This is a genomic window from Kribbella steppae (genome assembly GCF_004342025.1).
Classification (GTDB): domain Bacteria; phylum Actinomycetota; class Actinomycetes; order Propionibacteriales; family Kribbellaceae; genus Kribbella; species Kribbella steppae.
The window spans coordinates 170,948-188,002 of sequence record NZ_SLWN01000008.1; the positions used below are offsets into that span (position 1 = coordinate 170,948).

Sequence of the window (17,055 nt, forward strand, 5' to 3'; positions counted from 1 at the left end):
GATGAGGAGGGGTGGCGGTCCCCGCCCGGACTGCCACCCCTTCACCCTTATCGACGTCCGAGTCGTCCGAGACGTTGCCTGGGGTGCCAAAGAGTCCACATGCCGGACACGATCAGCTGGTGACGACCGCGAACCAGGCGAGATTCAGTGCCACCAGCGCCGTACCCGCCGCCACGGTCGGCACCCAGCCGAGACCGGCTCGCCGGGCGAACACGGGCAGCGCGAGCGCCATCGCCAGACCACCGAGCTGCACGGTGAACAGCACGCCCAACAGGTCGGCCACGCAATGCTCCGCCGAGGGGGCACACAGCGGCGCGCCGGTCCGGACCATCACGTCGTACGCGAGCGCCGCGGCCAGGCCGGTCAGCGCCGCCTGGAGCAGACTCCTACCGAACAACCGGGTGTCCATACGATCACGCTAAGCGCGCGGCGGACGCCGTACCTGAGCAAAACTACTCAGCCGGTCCAGCGGCCGGTGAAGAATCCTGCCGCCCAGATCGCGGCGAGGGGTATGGCTACGGCCAGGTAGAGGCGGCCGAGCCATGGTTTTCGCTGGACGAGGACCGCGAGGCCGATCCAGAGCGGCCACCAGAGCAGGGTCGCGCGGGTCAGCGAGTAGATCCAGAACGACGTACAGAACGCGCCGATGGTGGCAGCCACCCAGGCGGCCTCACCCCAGGATCGGCGCCAGAACAGCCAGGCGAGCAGGAGTATGCCGATCACCAGCGCGACCAGCTCGGCCCGGAACATCCAGGTCCAGTCGCTGCGGTCGGCGGCGAAATGGCCCTTGGTGGCGGCATCGATCGTGTGCTGGATCGAGACCCACGGCCAGGTGAACTCGCGCGCCCAGCCCTTCTCCTGGGCGGCCTGCCAGGCGAACCAGGAGCCGTGGATCTGCTTCAGGTAGGCCATGAAGCCGAGCACCGGGACGGCCGGCAGCGCCAGCCACGGCAGCGACAGCCAGTCCCGCTTCTTCGAGGTGACGAACTCCACGATCAGCGCGAACGCGAGGAAGATCCCGGACACCCGCACGGTCGACGCCAGCGCGACCAGGACCGCGGCCCGTGCCCACCGGCCCTGCCGCGCGGCCAGCCAGGCCGGGAACGCGAACGCGCAGAACAGCGCCTCGGTGTAGCCGGCGGCCAGGAAGACACCGACCGGCGCGGTGAACCAGACCACCGCGGCGTTGGGGCCGAAGTTCTTGAGTTGCGGGAACTCGTACTGCGCCAGTCGCGCGAGGTACACCCCGGCGACAGCACTGGCGACCGCCGACACGACGATGCCCGCGGCAACGTATCCGATCCCGGTCCAGCTGACGACGCGGACGAGCGCCGGGAACCCGGGGAAGAACGCCGCCAGCGGTGCCCCGGACGGCTCACCGTTGGCGTACCCGAACTCCGCGACCGCCTTCAGGTGCCAGACGTCCCACTGCAACCAGGCCCGCCAGACGTTCGGGTAGTCGCTCCCCCGGTTGAACAGCAACGGCGCCGAGATCGACAACAGGAACAACCCGGCCCGGGTGACCAACCACCACCCGAGCACCTCCCGCGTCATCGCACTCGGCATCCACCGCTGCAGGCGCGCTCCGTCAACCCGAGCCCGCTTGGCCTTTCCAGGCGTGGGTTCCTCAGCAGCCGTCCGCTCAAACACCGGCGCACCCGCCGCTCACCGAACCCACCCGAGGCCAACTCACGCCCCCCATGGTGCCCCATGCCAAAAGCAACCGGCGGCACCCGGGTGGGTGCCGCCGGTCAAAGCTATTGCCCGCCGCCGGGTGTCTCCGGCGTCTGACTTGGTTCAGTTGTCGGGGCCCCGGTGGGCAAGGACGGCCAGCCTGGTGAGCTCGGCTTGGTCGGCTTGGTCCTCGTCGGTGGTGTCCTGGTCGGCTTCTGCGACGGCGTCTGCGTGGGGGTCTGGGTCGGCGTCTGCGTCGGGGTCGGCGTCTGCGACGGAGTCTTCGACGGCGTGATCGTCGGCGTCGGCGTACCCATGTTGTCGTCGGACGGCTCGGGGAAGTCCTCCACCGGCTGGCCGTCGAGCGCAGGCTTCATGAAGTCGACCCAGGTCTGCGCCGGATAGTCACCACCGAAGAAGGCGTTCTCCTCGGTGTAGTCGTCGAGGTCGGACTCACCCTCCTTGCCGGCGCGGTAGAGCACGGCCGTCGACAGCTGTGGCGTGTACCCGACCCACCACGAGGTCAGGGTGTCGTCGCCTTCCTCGAACTTCTCGCACTTGCACTTGGCGTTCGCCCGGCGGTGGTCGATGGACATACCACCCGCGGTGCCGGTCTTGCCGGCGGCCGGCCGGTCGATCGCCTGCGCCTTGCGGCCGGTGCCCTTGCGGTCCTCCACGACCTGCTGCAGCGCGTAGCTCGTCGTGTTGGCGATGTCGGCATCGATGGCCGGCACCTGCTTGTACTTCGTCTTGGCCGAGAACTTGACCACGTTCTTCAGGTCGCGGACTTCCTTGATGATGTGCACCGGGGTCCGCTTGCCCTCGTTCGCGAAGACCGAGTAGGCACCCGCCATATCGACCGGCGACGCGTAGGCGTTCGGGCCGAGCACCAGGGCAGGCGCGTCCCGGTCCGCCTTCGGGATGGTCGGAATGCCCGCGGCCTCGGCCATATCGCTGACCTTCTCCGGACCGTCCTCCATCTGCTGGTCGACCAGGTCGTAGAACGCGGTGTTGACCGACTGCTCGGTCGCGGACAGCAGGCTCACCCGGCCGTAGTTCTCGCCGAACTCGTTGTCGTACTTGCCGCCGCGGATCTCGATCGGCCCGTTGCCCTCGAACGTGTCCTCGAGCGTCTTCCCGTCCTTCAGCGCCGCCGCCACCGCGAACGGCTTGAAGGCCGAACCGGGTCTGGCCTTGGCCGTCGCCCAGTTGATCTGACTCGTCAGGTAGTCCGGTCCGCCGACCACCGCGACCAACTCACCGGTCTGCGGACGAACCGAGGCGAGGCCGATGTGCAGGTCCTTCGCGCTACCGGGCTGCTTCTTGTTGAAGACCGCCTTGTTGGCCGCGTTCTGCAGGTTCCGGTCGATCGTCGTGTAGACCTTGAGGCCGCCGCCGACGATCTCGTCGTCGGTGAACCCCTGCTTGACCAGCTCCTTGCGGACCATGTCCAGCAGGAAGCCCTTCGACCCCTTGAACCGGCTGCTCCTGGCCTTCTTCTTCAGCGGCGGAGGGGCCTTGCTGTACTGGGCGTACTGCGCGTCCGTGATCGTCCCCATCTGACGCATGCCGTCCAGGACGTACTGATACCGCCCGAGGATTCGCGTCTTGGTCGCCGCGGAGGTGTCGTCGGGGTCGAAGACGGTCGGGTTGTTCAGCACCGTGGCGAGCAGCGCGGCCTGCGGAACGGACAGGTCCTTCGGATTCGGGACCTGGAAGTACGCATCACCAGCGGCCGCGATGCCGTAGGCACCCTCACCGTAGTAGATGGTGTTGAGGTAGCCCTCCAGGATCTTCTGCTTGTCCTCGGACCGGCTCAGCTTGGTGGCGATGAACAGTTCCTTGAACTTCCGGGCCGCCGTTCGCTCCTGGGTCAGGTACATGATCTTCACGTACTGCTGGGTCAGCGTCGAACCGCCCTGGAGCTGCTCACCCTGGGCGATGTTGAAGGCCGCCCGGGCCATACCGGACGGCGAGATCCCCGGGTTGGTCCAGAACGTCCGGTCCTCGGCCGCGATCACCGAGTCCTGGACGTGCTTCGGGATCTGTGCCAGCGGCACCGACCGGCGGTTCTGATCGTAGAGCTGGCCGATCTCGTTCTTGCCGTCGGCGAAGTACACCGTGGTGGTGTTGGTCTGGAACTGCTTGTTCGTGTCCGGGATCTCGGTCGTCTGGTAGACGATGAAGAAGGTGGCGACCGCGCCGATCACCCCGACGAAGAACAGAGCGAGGAGCCAGCCGAGGACCCGGAGCGCCCAGTGCTTCTTGCGCCGGACGGGTACGGCCTTTCTACGAGCTTCACTCACTGTGCAATCCTCGACGATCTCGCGGAAGTCATTGCCCCACAGACTACGGTGGGTGTGGTAACGGCCCCGAATCCGCTCCGGATGCTAACAAGTCGGCCGGTCACCCCGCGATTCGCCTGGAACTAGCCTTACCCAGATCTTTCCCAGGGGGTCGGCAAGCGATTACCCCGTGAGGTGGGGTGCGAGCAATGTCACGGCGATCAGGGCGGCCGGGAAGCAGGCGAGGAACATCGTGAACGTGTAGCCCATGATGTCGCGCGCCTTGAGCCCGAGGATGGCCAGCGTCGGCAGCATCCAGAACGGCTGCAGCAGGTTCGCGCCGGCCTCGCCCAGGTCGTAGACGACCACCATCCAGCCCGCGTCCACCTTCAGCTCGTTGGCGGCCTGCAGCACATACGGCGCCTCGATCACCCACTTGCTGCCGCCACTGGGCACGAAGATGCCGAGGATGCACGAGTAGATCGCCACCAGCGGCGGGAACAGGAACTGGTTGCTTGCCTGCACCAACCATCCGGCCAGCCGGGCGGAGATACCGGTGTACGCGATCATCCCGAAGATGCCGCCGTACAACGGGAACTGCAGCAGTACGCCGGCCACCGCCGGAGCACCGTCGCGCACGGCCCGGGCCATCCGCCACGGCCGCCAGTGCAACAGCAACGCGAGCAGGAACAGGATCAGGTTGACCGTGTTCAGGTCGAGCGCGTTGAAGAAGCTCTTCCCGCTGAAGTAGCGGACCAGATACACCACGCCGAGCAGGACGATCAGCAGACTGAACAGCGGCGAGTGCTCGATCCAGTCCCCCGGTCTACGCGTCTCACCTTCCTCACGCCGGCCGTTGTACGCCGAGCCGCGGCCGATGAGCGGCCGTAGCTCGATGCCGAGGTGTTCTGCGGTCTTCGAGTTGTCCTCACCCGGTGCGACGAACCAGGCCATCACTAAGCCCACGACGTACACGAGGAGCGTGGCGACGAGCGCCTGCCAGGTGAAGATGGTGTCGCTGAGTGGGATCAGCCCACTGGCGTGACCGCCGGCCATGATGACCTCCTGCACCGGCGCCGGGCTACTGCTCGCACTGGCGACCTGCAACGCGGCCGAGCCCGACAGGCCTTGCGCCCACACAGTGCCCAGACCGAGGAACGCCATCGCGCCCAACGCGCGGTAGTCCGCCTTCGGCACGTTGCGGGCCACCTCACGCGCCAGGATCGCGGCGAACACCAGACTGAAGGCCCAGTTCAGGTACGACGCCAGCATCGCGACCGCGGCCACAAAGGCGACGGCGGCCCGCGGCGTCTTGGGGATGCGCGCCAACCGCGCGATCAGCCGGGCGACCGGCCGACTCGTCGCAACGGCGTACCCACCGATGATGATCATCGCCATCTGCAGGGTGAAGGTGATCAGCGACCAGAAACCGATGCCCCAGGCATCGACCAGGCCGAAGCCCTTGGTCGCGGCCGGGTCGTCCGGGCGTTTCAGCAGCGGTTCACCGGTGACGAGTCCGAAGACCAGCACCACGAAGGTGCCGACCAGGACGAACCCGAACGCGTCGGGCAACCACTTCTCGGTGAACGCGGTGAACCGCAGCGCGATCCGGGCCAGCGGGCCGTCACCGTCAGCACCGTGCTTCGCGTGCTTCCCATGGGTGTCGCGCGGCATGAGTACTGCCATGACCCTCCGCTCTTGGACCACGACTCTGCGTGTCGACTGATTAACGCAGCACGGCGACTGACGTAACAGGTTTCCTGGCGCGTCCGCGGGAGCAAGGTGACATACGGCGACTTTGTTAGGTCTTGTCCACAGCTCCCCGGTCTGCTTACAGTGGCGGCACGATGTATCGAACCGATACATCAGGTCATGACAAACTAGACCGAGGGAGGTGGGTCATGGGAAACCGCAGTGGGGTCCTGGAGCTCGCCGTACTCGGTCTGCTGCATGAAGCGCCGATGCACGGCTACGAGCTCCGCAAGCGCGTCAACGCCCAGTTCGGCTGGGGACGCGTGCTGTCGTTCGGTTCGCTCTACCCGTGTCTGAAGGCGATGCTCCGCAACGGCCTGATCACGGCCGACTCCGGTACGCCGGAGTCCGGTCGCAGGCCCAAGATCGTCTACACGATCACTGCCGACGGCAAGGACTTCTTCGCGCACGCGATGCACGACGCAGGTCCGTCGGCGTGGGAGGACGACACGTTCGGCGTCCGGTTCTCGTTCTTCGGCCGGACCGATCCGGCCACCCGGTTGCGCATCCTCGAGGGCCGTCGGGCCCGGATGGAGGAGCGGCTGGCCAACTTCCGGGCAGCGATGAGCCGGACCGCGGAGCGGATGGACGCCTACACCCTCGAGCTGCAACGGCACGGCCTGGAGTCGGCCGAGCGCGAGGTCCGCTGGCTGAACGAACTGATCGACGGCGAGCGGCGGCAACAGCGGCCCCCTGACCAGCATCAACCGCCTACCCAAGGAGATCCCAGATGACCTCGATCCGCGTAGCGATCGTCGGCGTCGGCAACTGCGCCAGCTCGCTCGTCCAGGGCGTGCACTACTACCGGGACGCGAAGCCCGACGAACGCGTACCCGGCCTGATGCACGTCCAGTTCGGCGACTACCACGTCCGGGACGTGCAGTTCGTCGCCGCCTTCGACGTCGACGGCAAGAAGGTCGGCCTGGACCTCGCCGACGCGATCGGCGCCAGCGAGAACAACACGATCAAGATCTGCGACGTGCCGCCGAGCGGTATCACCGTGCAGCGCGGTCACACCCTCGACGGCCTCGGCAAGTACTACCGCGAGACCATCACCGAGTCCGACGCCGAGCCGGTCGACGTGGTCTCCACGCTGCGTGAGGCGCAGGTCGACGTCCTGGTCTGCTACCTGCCGGTGGGTTCGGAGCAGGCGGCGAAGTTCTACGCCCAGTGCGCGATCGACGCGGGTGTCGCGTTCGTGAACGCGCTGCCGGTGTTCATCGCCGGCACCAAGGAGTGGGCCGACAAGTTCACCGCGGCCGGCGTGCCGATCGTCGGTGACGACATCAAGTCGCAGATCGGCGCGACCATCACGCACCGGGTGCTGACCAAGCTGTTCGAGGACCGCGGCGTCACCGTCGACCGGACCTACCAGCTGAACGTCGGCGGCAACATGGACTTCAAGAACATGCTCGAGCGGGAGCGGCTGGAGTCCAAGAAGATCAGCAAGACCCAGTCCGTCACCTCCCAGCTGCGCGACGAGATCGACGAGCGCAACGTGCACATCGGCCCGTCCGACTACGTGGCCTGGCTGGACGACCGCAAGTGGGCGTTCATCCGGCTCGAGGGCCGCAACTTCGGCGACGTCCCGCTGTCGCTGGAGTACAAGCTCGAGGTCTGGGACTCGCCGAACTCGGCCGGCATCATCATCGACGCCATCCGGGCCGCGAAGATCGCCAAGGACCGTGGCGTCGGCGGCCCGATCCTGTCGGCGTCGTCGTACTTCATGAAGTCGCCGCCGGAGCAGTACGCCGACGACGTCTGCCGCGACCTGGTGGAGAAGTTCATCCGCGGCGAGGTCGAGCGCTGATCTGTTGACAGCCGCTTGATGGTCCCGCAGTCGGTTTCGGCCGGCTGCGGGACTGTTTTATAGGTTTGTCGTCATGCGACTGCATGTGGGGTGTGCGCAGTGGACGCATGCCGCCTGGCCGCAGCCGTCCCGGGAGAAGCTCCGCTCGTACGCGTCGTGGTGCAACGCGGTCGAGAGCAACACGACCTTCTATGCCACTCCCTCCCAGACCACTGTCGCCGGCTGGGCGGCGCAGACTCCAGCCGACTTCCGCTTCGTGGTGAAGCTCCCGCAGCTCATCAGCCACGAGCGTCGGTTGAGTGGGGTGGAGGTGGAACTTCGCGCCTTCCTCTCCGCGATCGAACCACTGGCCGACCGCAACCACGCGTTGTGGATCCAGCTGCCCGCCTCGTTCTCACCGACCGACCTCGGCAGTCTCGCCGCATTCCTCCACCAGGCACCGCGCGGCTATCGGTACGCCGTCGAAGTCCGCCACCCCGCGTTCTTCGACGAGCCGCGGACGGCCGAGTTGCTCGAGCGGGTCCTGGCCAGGGTCGACGCGGAGTGGGTCCCCTTCGACACAGTCACGCTCTTCCAGCATCGACCGACGAGCCTTGCCGAACGTGATGCCTGGATGAAGAAGCCCCGAGTGGTACGACGTACTCGCGCGCTGACCGCGCATCCGATCGTCCGCTACATCGGCCGGGACGACGTACAGCAGACCGTGGACGGGTGGGCCTACCTCGTCGACTCGGTCGTGAACTGGCTTGGCGAGGGTCGCTCGCCCACCGTCTTCCTGCACACACCGGACAACGTCGAGGCGCTCGGGCTCGCCCGCCGGTTCCACTCCGACGTCCGCTCACGCGTGCCTGCGTTGGCCCCACTCCCTGAGCCCGTCGAGGTCGACCCTCCCACGCTGTTCTAGGGCGCGTCGCCCTTGTCGGGCATAGGGTCGGGCCGCATGGCGCTGCGACTTGTTCAGGTGAATTTCAAGGCTCGGGATGACTCGGCGCTCGGTCGGTTCTGGGCGGACGCGCTCGGCTGGGGTGTTTCCAGCGAGGGACCCGGGGTGACCAACGTTGAGCCCGTGGGCTTCGTCTGGCCGGGCCCTTCCGCCGTCTGCGTCGATGTCGTCGCCGTCCCGGACCCCGAAACGGTGAAGTACCGCGTGCACCTCGATCTCGCCACCACCTCCCAGGCCCATCAGGCCGAGTTGGTCGCGCGCCTGGAGGAGCTCGGTGCGACGCCCGCCGATGTGGGTCAGGGTGAGGTGCCGTGGACGGTCCTGGCTGACCCGGAGGGCAATGTGTTCTGCGTGCTGGAGCCTCGGGAGATCTACCGGGACACCGGGCCGATTGCCGCGGTGGTGGTGAACTGTGCGGATCCGCGGGCCATGGCGCGGTTCTGGGGCGAGGCGATGGACTGGACCGTGCACGAGGTGACCGACGATCATGCGAGGCTGCGGTCGGCCAAGGGTGTCGGGCCGTACCTGGAGTTCATTCGCACGCCCGACGTGCAGACCTTCTGGAACCGTGTCCATCTGGACCTGATGCCGTACCCCGGTGACGATCAATCGGCAGAGGTGGCCCGGCTGCGCGCTCTGGGCGCCACTGACGCCGACGTCGGCCAGGGCGACGTGCCATGGAAGTGCCTCGCCGACTCAGAGGGCAACGAGTTCTGCGTCCTCACCCCGGGCTGACGCAGAGCCTCGGCCCTAGCCGCCCTAGCTGTTCCGGGGTTTTCCACAGCTGGGCAACTCGTCGTCCGGACGAGGGCGAATCTCCATATGTTCTCCGCCGAGATCACACCTCGGGAGGACAGACATGGAGCACGAAACCCTTGCAGATCAGGCCGGTTCGACGGGAGTGCGGGCCACCGCGGAGGAGCGGCAGGCGCGAGCCGAGTGGCTCATCGCCGAGTTCCGCCGACGTGCGGCCGCCTGCGACGATCCCCGTGAAGAAGCGAACCTGCTCCGCTCCGCGGACTCGCTCGTCCGCCTGGCCACGGCGTACCAGCCGTGACCGCGACGTTGGTCGCCGCGCCGGCGGCCACCTCACTGGAAGACCTGCTGACCCGCAGTGGCCCGGAGGCGGTCGCGCTCTCCGGCGCGGCCCAGTCCGCCTGGAACGGTCAGGTCATCGAGGCCACCGGCGAGGTGCTCGGCCTCGCCCACTGGGACGGCACGCTGTACCTCGGTGACAGCATCCTCGATCCACTGCGGCAGATGTACGAACGCTCCGGCGAGAAGCAGCCGATGCCGGATCTTGTGCGGTACCGCGAATCCCTCGCCACGATCCTGCACGAACAGGCACACTTCCTCGGCCCCGCCGGCGCGACCCAGGAGGCGGCTCGGGGCGCCTTCACCCGGCCCGGCGGCCGGCAACTCGAGGAAGGCGTCGCCGAAGCGTGGGCCCAGGACCACCTGAACGACTTCCTGACCCGCCTCGGCGTGGACAAAGTTGCCCCTGGCATCAACGACGTCAAGGGCGGCGGCTATTACCCCGCGTTCGTCCCTGCCGTCCGCATCCTCACCACCGACCTCGAGAACCGGGCCGGTCTCAACCGCGGCGAGGTCCTCAACGCCCTGAACCGCCAAACCGCCGAAGGCCAGCTGCCACTGCTGGTCACCCTCCACTACAACTCCAGCCGCCTGCCCGAGCTGGATTCACCCGCCGAAGCGGCCGAAGTCCGCGGTCGCCTCGAAACCCTCCTCCGCGACGGCCTCCCCCAACTCGACGCCTTCGAACTCCTCCCGCCCGGCTTCGCCGCCGCTCGCTCCCGCTCCACGACCGGAGCCCTATTGGACCGCCTGCACACCGAGCTCAAAGCCGCCGAGTCCGACCGCTTTCCCCATCCCACCGCTTGCGCCCTGCCCGCTCCCGCCCCAACCACCGCATCTCGCCTGATCCCAAGTCCGCACCACACGGCCCTCTCCGGCCTAGCTCCCCCCACCAACCACTCGGGTTCCGCGGCACCTGGCAGTGCCAGGTCACCCGACCGCAGAGCAGCACCTGCAAAGGACCTTGCTCGCTGAGCGGTGTCCCTGCAGATCACCGCCTCCCGCGACTCCGACCGATGAGCCGGCCCGTCCTCGGCGGGTGACCTGACCCGGGTACGGTGGCGAAACGTCCACGCATTCGAAGGAGCTGATTGATGAACCTGGTCGAGGAAGCCGCCGCCATCGCACCCGGGCTGATCGATCTGCGGCGGGTACTGCATCAGATTCCCGAGGTGGGGCTCGATCTGCCGAAGACTCAGGCGATGGTGCTGGATGCGGTGGCGGGGCTGCCGTTGGAGATCAGTACCGGCAAGGATCTGACCTCGGTGATCGGCGTACTGCGGGGTGGGCAGCCTGGGCCGACGGTGCTGCTGCGGGGTGACATGGATGCGCTGCCGGTGGTCGAGGAGACCGATCTCGAGTACGTGTCCACCAACGGGAACATGCATGCCTGCGGCCACGACCTGCACACGGCCGGACTGGTCGGTGCGGCACGGCTGCTCAGTGCGCATCGCGAGGAGTTGCAGGGCAATGTGCTCTTCATGTTCCAGCCGGGTGAGGAAGGTCTGGGCGGCGCGGGCTACATGATCCGGGAGGGTCTGCTGCAGGCGACCGGTGACAAGCCGATCGCCGCGTACGCGATCCATGTCTGGTCGCACGCCGCCAAGGGACTGTTCCAGACCCGGCCGGGGACGATGATGGCCGGCTCGAACCAGTTGCACATCACCGTGCACGGCAAGGGCGGGCACGGCTCGTCGCCGTACACGACGGTGGACCCGGTGCCGGTGGTGGCTGAGCTGGTGCTGGCGTTGCAGACGTACGCGACTCGGAGGGTGGACGTGTTCGACCCGGTGGTGATCACGGTGACGCAACTCGCGGCCGGGGTCGCGGTCAACGTCATCCCGAACACGGCCCGGCTCGGCGCCACCGTGCGCACGCTGTCGAACGCGACCTTCGACCAGTTGTCGCGGGAACTGCCGGCGTTGGCTGAGGGGATCGCGACGGCGCACGGCTGCACGGTCGAGGCGGACTTCAGCAAGCAGTACCCGGTGACGATCAACGATGCGGCGCGGACGGCGGAGACCTCGGCACTACTGGGCGAGGTGTTCGGCGCGGAGCGGGTGCCGCCGTTCGACAACCCACTGATGGGGTCCGAGGACTTCTCGATGGTGCTGGAGCAGGTGCCCGGGACGTTCGTGATGCTGGGCGCGCGCCCTGACGACGTCGGCGAGGACGGACCGTCCAACCACTCGAGCGTGGTTCGCTTCGACGACGCCGTCCTCGGCGACCAGGCCGCAGCCCTCGCCCAGCTGGCGACATCTCACCTGATCCCCGCCTGAGCCCGCGGCTGAGCTCTGGGTGAGGGCCTGTGACTGGCCGGCCCGCCAGAGGCCGGCCAGCCACAGGGATCAGGACGGCGCGACGGTGAGGCTGTAGGCCCCGCGGCTGCCGTAGGTGGAGTAGCCGGTGTTCAGCGGGTCGCCGTAGCCGACGTTGTCTACCCGCAGGTAGTACGTACCCGGCTGGAGAGCGCTGGTAACACTCGCCCCCAGGCCGGTCGGCGTACCGGCGTCGCTCTGGCCCGAGGCCGGGTCGGCCGAGGCTACGACCGCGCCCGAGCTGTCCAGCAGGTCCAGCTTGATGTCGAGGTTGCCACCGGTCGCCGCGGCGCTCGCGGTCGCGGTGTAGTTGCCGGCAGCACCGACGTCGACACGGTAGACGTCGGTGTCGGTCTCGGCCGCGATCACCCCGTTGGCCGCCGTACCGACAACCAGTGCAGCCGCCGCGTCGGTCGTGTCACCGACGTCGTCGGTGCGGAGCGCGACACCGTGGGAGCCGATGACGGCGTAGTCGTCCTCGGTGTTGTTGGCGCCGGAGTACTCGCCCTTGCTCCACTGGCTGATACCGCGGTAGTAGCCGACGCCCATGATCGGAGCCCAGGCCCCGTGGCCCTGGTAGTAGCCGACCGACGCGGTGCCGTCGTGACCGAGGCCGACGTTGTGGCCGGCTTCGTGGGAGGCGGCTTCGGCGAGGTTCTTCGCACCGGTGCCGACGCCCTTGGTGAACACGAGAGCCGGCTGGTAGTAGTCGTGCTGGGTGGTCCGGTCGTAGACACCGACGTACGCGACACCGCCGCAGCCACAGCCGGACTGGTACCAGGTGTCCGGGTCGATCAGCACGCGCGTTCCGTACTGCTCATCGGACGCACCGGCCCGGTCGATCGCCTCCTGCGGCGGCTCCTGCGTGGTGACGTCCACATCGAAGGCGGCGTAGTCCTCCGCAACCCTCGCCCACACTTCATGTAAGACGTCCTGCTCCGCGGTACCGAACGTCGCCGGATCGCCGTCGGTGTCGTACGCCGACACGTTGACCGGGTCGACACCCTTGGACGCGTTCCACGCCGTACCGGTGATGGTGTGGCCGTCGAAGTCCAGGTAGATCACGCGGTTCGAGCCGGGCTTGCTGTGCAGGTCGAAGGCCGGACCCGCAGCGGCGGCGACGGCTTCCGTGGCCCAGCGCGGTGACGCCTCGTCGGTCTTCTCCGAGGGAGTCAGAGCCGGCTCGCGGTAGAAGAGGCGGCTGTCGGCATCCAGCCAACTGGTCTTGTCGGTGGCCAGAATCTGCTGCAGCTGCTGCTCGGGGAGTCCGTTGCTCGCAGCAATCTCGGCGAGCCTGGACTGGACCTTTCCCAGCGCCGCGTTACCTGGTGTGGCTTCGGCGAGTAGTTCGTCGATCGGCGTCTGCTGGGCGTCGGCCTGGTTGCCGGCCACCACGGCCAGCGCACCGAAGACGACAGCTCCGGCGCAGGTCAGTGCACCGGTGCGGCGGAGTCTGTTCACAGGAGTCCTCCTGGGGGTTGGGCGGTTCCCCCCGCGGTCTGTCCCCCCGCGGCATGTCCCCCCAAAGGCCCGGGGCCGTCGATCTCGGTGGGAACGACGGCCCCGGGCAGTTCAGGGGTGTCAGCTGACGCGGACCGTGTAGGCGCCGCGGCTGCCGTAGGTGGAGTAGCCGGTGTTCAGCGGGTTGCCGTAGCCGGTGTTCTCGACCCGGAGGTAGTACCGCCCGGCGGCGACCTGACTGCTGATGCTCGCGCTCAGACCGGTCGGGGTCGACGAGTTCGACTGGCCCGCGGCCGGGTCAGCGGTCGCGACGACAGTGCCGGAGGAGTTCAGCAATTGGAGCTTGATGTCCAGGTCGGCGCCGGACGCGGCCGCGTTGGCCGCGAAGGTGAAGGTGCCGGCCGACAGGTCGATCCGGAACGTGTCGACGTCTGAGTCACTCGCGTAGACACCGCTCACGCTGGTGCCGAGGGTGAGGGCGGTGGCGTCGCTCGTGCCGTTGCCGTGGTCGTCAGCCCGCAGCGCCAGACCGTTCTGGCCGGCCACCGCGAAGTCGTCTTCCTTGTTGTTGGCACCGGTGTACTCGCCCTTGCTCCATTGGCTGATCGCCTTGGAGTAACCGACGCCCATGATCGGGGCCCAGGCGCCGTGACCCTGGTAGTAGCCGACGGACGCCGTACCGTCGTGGCTGAGTCCGATGTTGTGGCCGGCCTCGTGCGACGCGGCCTCGGCGATGTTCTTCGCGCCGGTGCCGACGCCCTTGGTGAAGACGAGGGCCGGCTGGTAGTACGCGTGGTTGCTGATGTTGTCGTACACACCGACGTACGCGACACCGCCGCAGCCACAGCCGGACTGGTACCAGGTGGTCGGGTCGATCAGCACCCGGGTGCCGTACTGCTGGTCGGACCCTCCGGACCGGGTGATCGCAGCCTGCGCCGGCGCCTGCGTGGTGACGTCCACGTCGAACGGCGCGTAGTCCTCGGCCACGCGGGCCCACACATCGCGTACGACGTCCTGCTCGGCAGTGCTCCACGTGCTGGTGTTGCCGTTGGTGTCGTACGGGGTGACGTTCACGGTGGCGGGCTTGCCGTTGGTGTTCCACGCCGTACCGGTGATGGTGTGGCCGTCGAAGTCCAGGTAGATGACCCGGTTGGAGCCCGGCTTGCTGTGCAGCTCAAAGGCCGGGCCGGTAGCGGCGGCGACCGCCTTGGTGGCCCAGCGCGGGGACGGCGCCGCGGCCTGCTTGGTTCCGGAGACCGGCTCGCGATAGAAGAGCTTGCCGTCCTTGTCCAGCCAGCTGGTCTTGTCGGTGGCCAGGATCTGCTGCAGCTTCGCGGCGGGGATGCCGTTGCGCTCGGACAGCTCGGCGAGTCGCGACTGGACCCTGCCGAGCGCACTCTTACCCTGGAGCTCCTGACCGAGGAGCTGGTCGATCGGGGTGGGGACGGGCTGTTGGGCGTCGGCCTGGTTGCCGGCCACCACGGCCAGCGCACCGAAGACAACGGCTCCGGCGCCGACGAGCGCAGCGGTGCGGCGGAAACGGGTGTGCATTAGGGGGTCCTCCTCGGACTCCTACGCCTCACATGTGACATGCCTCACGTGCGGTGGGCGGTTCCGCACTGTGCGTAGCCTGCCCGATGGTTTGCCCGGCTGGGAATACTTTTCCGCGGAATTAACCTGCGTCTGCGGCGGCCACAGACGCAGACCGGAGGACCGCCGCTGGGCCATGATGGCCCGGACGGGACGAGGGGAGATCCGGTGCGGTTCATGATGATGTTCAAGGCCAGCGACCAGTCCGAGGCCTGGGAGAAGGCGAGCGAGAAGAGCCTGACCGAGATGACACAGGTCATGTCGGAGATGGCCGAGAAGGGGGTCCTGCTCGCGGGCGAGGGGCTGCTGCCGAGCTCGGAGGGCTTCCGGCTGGAGCTGAACTCCGGCAAGCAACGAGTCGTCGACGGGCCGTTCGCCGAGACCAAGGAGCTGATCGCCGGCTTCTGCCTGATCGAGGTCGCCTCCCGCGAGGAGGCGGTCGAGTGGGGCTGGCGCTGCCTGGCCGCCGACGACGGCAACACCGGCCGTCTGGAGATCCGGCAGGTTGCGACCGCGGACGACTTCGGGGACGAGTTCACAGCCGAGGCGCGCGCCCGCGAGGAGGCGACCTTCGTCAAGGCCGCCGAGAACCGTCAGAGGAGCAACACCTGACGGATCGACGTACCGGCGGCCAGCCGGTCGAACGCCTCGTTGAGGTCGTCGAGGGCAACGGTTGAGGTCAGCAGCCGGTCGACCGGGAGTCGGCCGGCCCGGTAGAGCGCGATGTAGCGCGGGATGTCCCGGCTGGGGATCGACGATCCCAGGTACGAGCCCTTCACCGTGCGCTCCTCGGCGACCAGGCTGACCGCGGGGATGCTGAACGCCTGCGACGGATGCGGCAGCCCGACAGTCACCGTGGTGCCGCCGCGGCGGGTGGCGGCGTACGCCTGCGCGAGCACCTTCCCACTCCCGACCGTCTCGAAGGCGTAGTCGGCGCCCCCTGACGTTGCCTCCCGCACCTGATCCACCGCGTCGTTGTCGCGGGCATCGATGGCGTGGGTCGCGCCGAGGGACCTGGCCAGCTCCAGCTTCGACGGTACGACGTCCACCGCGACGACCGGATGCGCACCGACCAGGACCGCGCCGAGGAGTGCTGACAACCCGACCCCACCGAGCCCGAAGACGACAGCACTCCGCCCGGCCCGGACCTGGGCGGTGTTGACCACCGCACCGACGCCGGTCATCACCGCGCAGCCGAACAGCGCCGCGATCTCCGGCGGCAGCGACGGGTCGATCTTCACCGCCGACCGCGCCGACACCACCGCATGGTCAGCGAACCCGGACACCCCGAGATGGTGATGCACCCCGTCCAGACGTCGTACGCCGTTCAGCAGCGTGCCGGCCGTGTTGGCGGCGGCGCCCGGCTCGCACAACGCGGCCCGGCCCTCGGCACACGGGCCGCACTCGCCGCAGGCGGGGACGAAGGCGAAAGCGACCGTGTCACCAGGGCCGAACCCAGGCGCTTCCGACGCGACGACCTCGCCGGTGGCCTCGTGGCCGAGCAGCATCGGCATCACGCGCGGCCGCGAACCGTCGATGACGGACAGGTCGGAGTGACACAGTCCGGCGGCGCGGATCCGGACCAGCAGCTCACCCGGTCCGGGCGGTGCCAGCTCGACTTCCTCGATCTGCAGCGGGCGTGACTCGGCAGACGGGCCGGGCAAACCCATCTCCCGCAGTACGGCGCCGCGCACGATCATCCTGTGATCCCTTCGAGTGCCTCGCGGATGCGATCCGGAACCGGAACCGGGCGGCGGTCCTCCCGGCCGACGAACACGTGCACGAACCGGCCGGTCGCGGCGGGCTGGTCGGAACCCTCGCGGAACAGGCCGATCTCGTAGCGCACACTCGAGTTCCCCAGCTGCCCGGCCCGCAACCCCGCGTCGACCGTCCCCGGGAACTCGAGCGAGTCCTTGAAGGTGCACTGCGAGTCCACACAGAGCCCGATCACCTCACCGCGGTGGATGTCGAGCCCGCCGACCCGGATCAGGAAGTCGTTGATCACGGTGTCGAAGAAGCTGTAGTACTCCACGTTGTTCACGTGCCCGTAGACGTCGTTGTCCTTCCACCGCAACGTGATCCCCAGAAAATGCGGAAAGGAACTCCGGTCCATCGGCCCACCATAAG

General features: G+C 68.0%; 16 protein-coding genes. 8 read left to right on the forward strand and 8 right to left on the reverse strand.

Annotated elements, in window-relative coordinates; translation table 11 throughout:
* Positions 1–112 precede the first annotated feature (112 nt).
* The 4 genes from EV652_RS24105 to EV652_RS24120 form a co-directional block, all read right to left on the reverse strand.
* Positions 113–409, reverse strand: coding sequence for a hypothetical protein (locus EV652_RS24105; protein WP_132211480.1), 297 nt, complete (start codon positions 407–409; stop codon positions 113–115).
* A gap of 47 nt (positions 410–456) precedes the next feature.
* Positions 457–1,554: a mannosyltransferase family protein gene (locus EV652_RS24110; protein ID WP_242001959.1), complete on the reverse strand. Its 1,098-nt coding sequence runs from the start codon at positions 1,552–1,554 to the stop codon at positions 457–459.
* 203 nt (positions 1,555–1,757) lie between these two features.
* On the reverse strand, positions 1,758–3,980 hold the full coding sequence (locus EV652_RS24115) for a transglycosylase domain-containing protein (protein ID WP_132211482.1): 2,223 nt from the start codon (positions 3,978–3,980) through the stop codon (positions 1,758–1,760).
* Positions 3,981–4,142: 162 nt separating this feature from the next.
* On the reverse strand, positions 4,143–5,645 hold the full coding sequence (locus EV652_RS24120) for a short-chain fatty acid transporter (protein WP_242001960.1): 1,503 nt from the start codon (positions 5,643–5,645) through the stop codon (positions 4,143–4,145).
* A gap of 215 nt (positions 5,646–5,860) precedes the next feature.
* On the opposite strand from EV652_RS24120, the gene EV652_RS24125 reads away from it, so the two are divergent.
* The 7 genes from EV652_RS24125 to EV652_RS24155 all read left to right on the forward strand — a co-directional run bounded on the left by EV652_RS24125 (position 5,861) and on the right by EV652_RS24155 (position 11,838).
* Positions 5,861–6,445 (forward strand): PadR family transcriptional regulator, encoded by a 585-nt coding sequence (locus EV652_RS24125; protein ID WP_132211483.1) that lies wholly within the window; start codon positions 5,861–5,863, stop codon positions 6,443–6,445.
* Positions 6,442–7,521 (forward strand): inositol-3-phosphate synthase, encoded by a 1,080-nt coding sequence (locus EV652_RS24130; protein ID WP_132211484.1) that lies wholly within the window; start codon positions 6,442–6,444, stop codon positions 7,519–7,521. Before EV652_RS24125 ends, EV652_RS24130 begins: the two co-directional genes overlap by 4 nt.
* A gap of 73 nt (positions 7,522–7,594) precedes the next feature.
* Positions 7,595–8,425 carry a DUF72 domain-containing protein gene (locus EV652_RS24135; RefSeq protein WP_132211485.1) on the forward strand — a complete coding sequence of 277 codons (831 nt, stop codon included), beginning with the start codon at positions 7,595–7,597 and terminating at the stop codon, positions 8,423–8,425.
* A gap of 36 nt (positions 8,426–8,461) precedes the next feature.
* The gene (locus EV652_RS24140; RefSeq protein ID WP_132211486.1) at positions 8,462–9,199 is read left to right on the forward strand and encodes a VOC family protein; all 738 of its coding nucleotides are present in this window, start codon (positions 8,462–8,464) and stop codon (positions 9,197–9,199) included.
* A gap of 124 nt (positions 9,200–9,323) precedes the next feature.
* On the forward strand, positions 9,324–9,521 hold the full coding sequence (locus EV652_RS24145) for a hypothetical protein (protein ID WP_132211487.1): 198 nt from the start codon (positions 9,324–9,326) through the stop codon (positions 9,519–9,521).
* Positions 9,518–10,534, forward strand: a complete 1,017-nt coding sequence (locus EV652_RS24150) for a hypothetical protein (protein WP_132211488.1) — start codon at positions 9,518–9,520, stop codon at positions 10,532–10,534. The genes EV652_RS24145 and EV652_RS24150 overlap by 4 nt, the downstream gene beginning before the upstream one ends.
* Positions 10,535–10,653: 119 nt before the next feature.
* On the forward strand, positions 10,654–11,838 hold the full coding sequence (locus EV652_RS24155; RefSeq protein WP_132211489.1) for a M20 metallopeptidase family protein: 1,185 nt from the start codon (positions 10,654–10,656) through the stop codon (positions 11,836–11,838).
* 69 nt (positions 11,839–11,907) lie between these two features.
* On the opposite strand, the gene EV652_RS24160 is transcribed toward EV652_RS24155, so the two are convergent.
* Positions 11,908–13,338, reverse strand: a complete 1,431-nt coding sequence (locus EV652_RS24160) for a pre-peptidase C-terminal domain-containing protein (protein WP_132211490.1) — start codon at positions 13,336–13,338, stop codon at positions 11,908–11,910.
* Positions 13,339–13,458: 120 nt separating this feature from the next.
* On the reverse strand, positions 13,459–14,889 hold the full coding sequence (locus tag EV652_RS24165; RefSeq protein ID WP_132211491.1) for a pre-peptidase C-terminal domain-containing protein: 1,431 nt from the start codon (positions 14,887–14,889) through the stop codon (positions 13,459–13,461).
* 216 nt (positions 14,890–15,105) lie between these two features.
* Between EV652_RS24165 and EV652_RS24170 the strand changes: the two genes are divergently transcribed.
* Positions 15,106–15,540 (forward strand): YciI family protein, encoded by a 435-nt coding sequence (locus EV652_RS24170; RefSeq protein ID WP_242001994.1) that lies wholly within the window; start codon positions 15,106–15,108, stop codon positions 15,538–15,540.
* On the opposite strand, the gene EV652_RS24175 is transcribed toward EV652_RS24170, so the two are convergent.
* Together EV652_RS24175 and EV652_RS24180 are read right to left on the reverse strand one after the other, a co-directional pair.
* Positions 15,522–16,628 (reverse strand): zinc-dependent alcohol dehydrogenase family protein, encoded by a 1,107-nt coding sequence (locus tag EV652_RS24175; RefSeq protein ID WP_132211493.1) that lies wholly within the window; start codon positions 16,626–16,628, stop codon positions 15,522–15,524. The genes EV652_RS24170 and EV652_RS24175 overlap by 19 nt on opposite strands.
* The gene (locus tag EV652_RS24180; RefSeq protein WP_132211494.1) at positions 16,625–17,041 is read right to left on the reverse strand and encodes an acyl-CoA thioesterase; all 417 of its coding nucleotides are present in this window, start codon (positions 17,039–17,041) and stop codon (positions 16,625–16,627) included. Before EV652_RS24180 ends, EV652_RS24175 begins: the two co-directional genes overlap by 4 nt.
* Positions 17,042–17,055: the final 14 nt, after the last annotated feature.

What these genes read in the sequence shown, in the direction of transcription:
- EV652_RS24130 (WP_132211484.1), top strand. Translation starts at nt 6,442, where the DNA reads ATGACCTCGATCCGCGTAGCGATCGTCGGCGTCGGCAACTGCGCCAGC.
- EV652_RS24110 (WP_242001959.1), bottom strand. Translation starts at nt 1,554, where the DNA reads ATGACGCGGGAGGTGCTCGGGTGGTGGTTGGTCACCCGGGCCGGGTTG.
- EV652_RS24175 (WP_132211493.1), bottom strand. Translation starts at nt 16,628, where the DNA reads ATGATCGTGCGCGGCGCCGTACTGCGGGAGATGGGTTTGCCCGGCCCG.
- EV652_RS24125 (WP_132211483.1), top strand. Translation starts at nt 5,861, where the DNA reads ATGGGAAACCGCAGTGGGGTCCTGGAGCTCGCCGTACTCGGTCTGCTG.
- EV652_RS24105 (WP_132211480.1), bottom strand. Translation starts at nt 409, where the DNA reads ATGGACACCCGGTTGTTCGGTAGGAGTCTGCTCCAGGCGGCGCTGACC.
- EV652_RS24170 (WP_242001994.1), top strand. Translation starts at nt 15,106, where the DNA reads ATGATGATGTTCAAGGCCAGCGACCAGTCCGAGGCCTGGGAGAAGGCG.
- EV652_RS24135 (WP_132211485.1), top strand. Translation starts at nt 7,595, where the DNA reads ATGCGACTGCATGTGGGGTGTGCGCAGTGGACGCATGCCGCCTGGCCG.
- EV652_RS24155 (WP_132211489.1), top strand. Translation starts at nt 10,654, where the DNA reads ATGAACCTGGTCGAGGAAGCCGCCGCCATCGCACCCGGGCTGATCGAT.
- EV652_RS24165 (WP_132211491.1), bottom strand. Translation starts at nt 14,889, where the DNA reads ATGCACACCCGTTTCCGCCGCACCGCTGCGCTCGTCGGCGCCGGAGCC.
- EV652_RS24140 (WP_132211486.1), top strand. Translation starts at nt 8,462, where the DNA reads ATGGCGCTGCGACTTGTTCAGGTGAATTTCAAGGCTCGGGATGACTCG.
- EV652_RS24120 (WP_242001960.1), bottom strand. Translation starts at nt 5,645, where the DNA reads ATGGCAGTACTCATGCCGCGCGACACCCATGGGAAGCACGCGAAGCAC.
- EV652_RS24180 (WP_132211494.1), bottom strand. Translation starts at nt 17,041, where the DNA reads ATGGACCGGAGTTCCTTTCCGCATTTTCTGGGGATCACGTTGCGGTGG.
- EV652_RS24145 (WP_132211487.1), top strand. Translation starts at nt 9,324, where the DNA reads ATGGAGCACGAAACCCTTGCAGATCAGGCCGGTTCGACGGGAGTGCGG.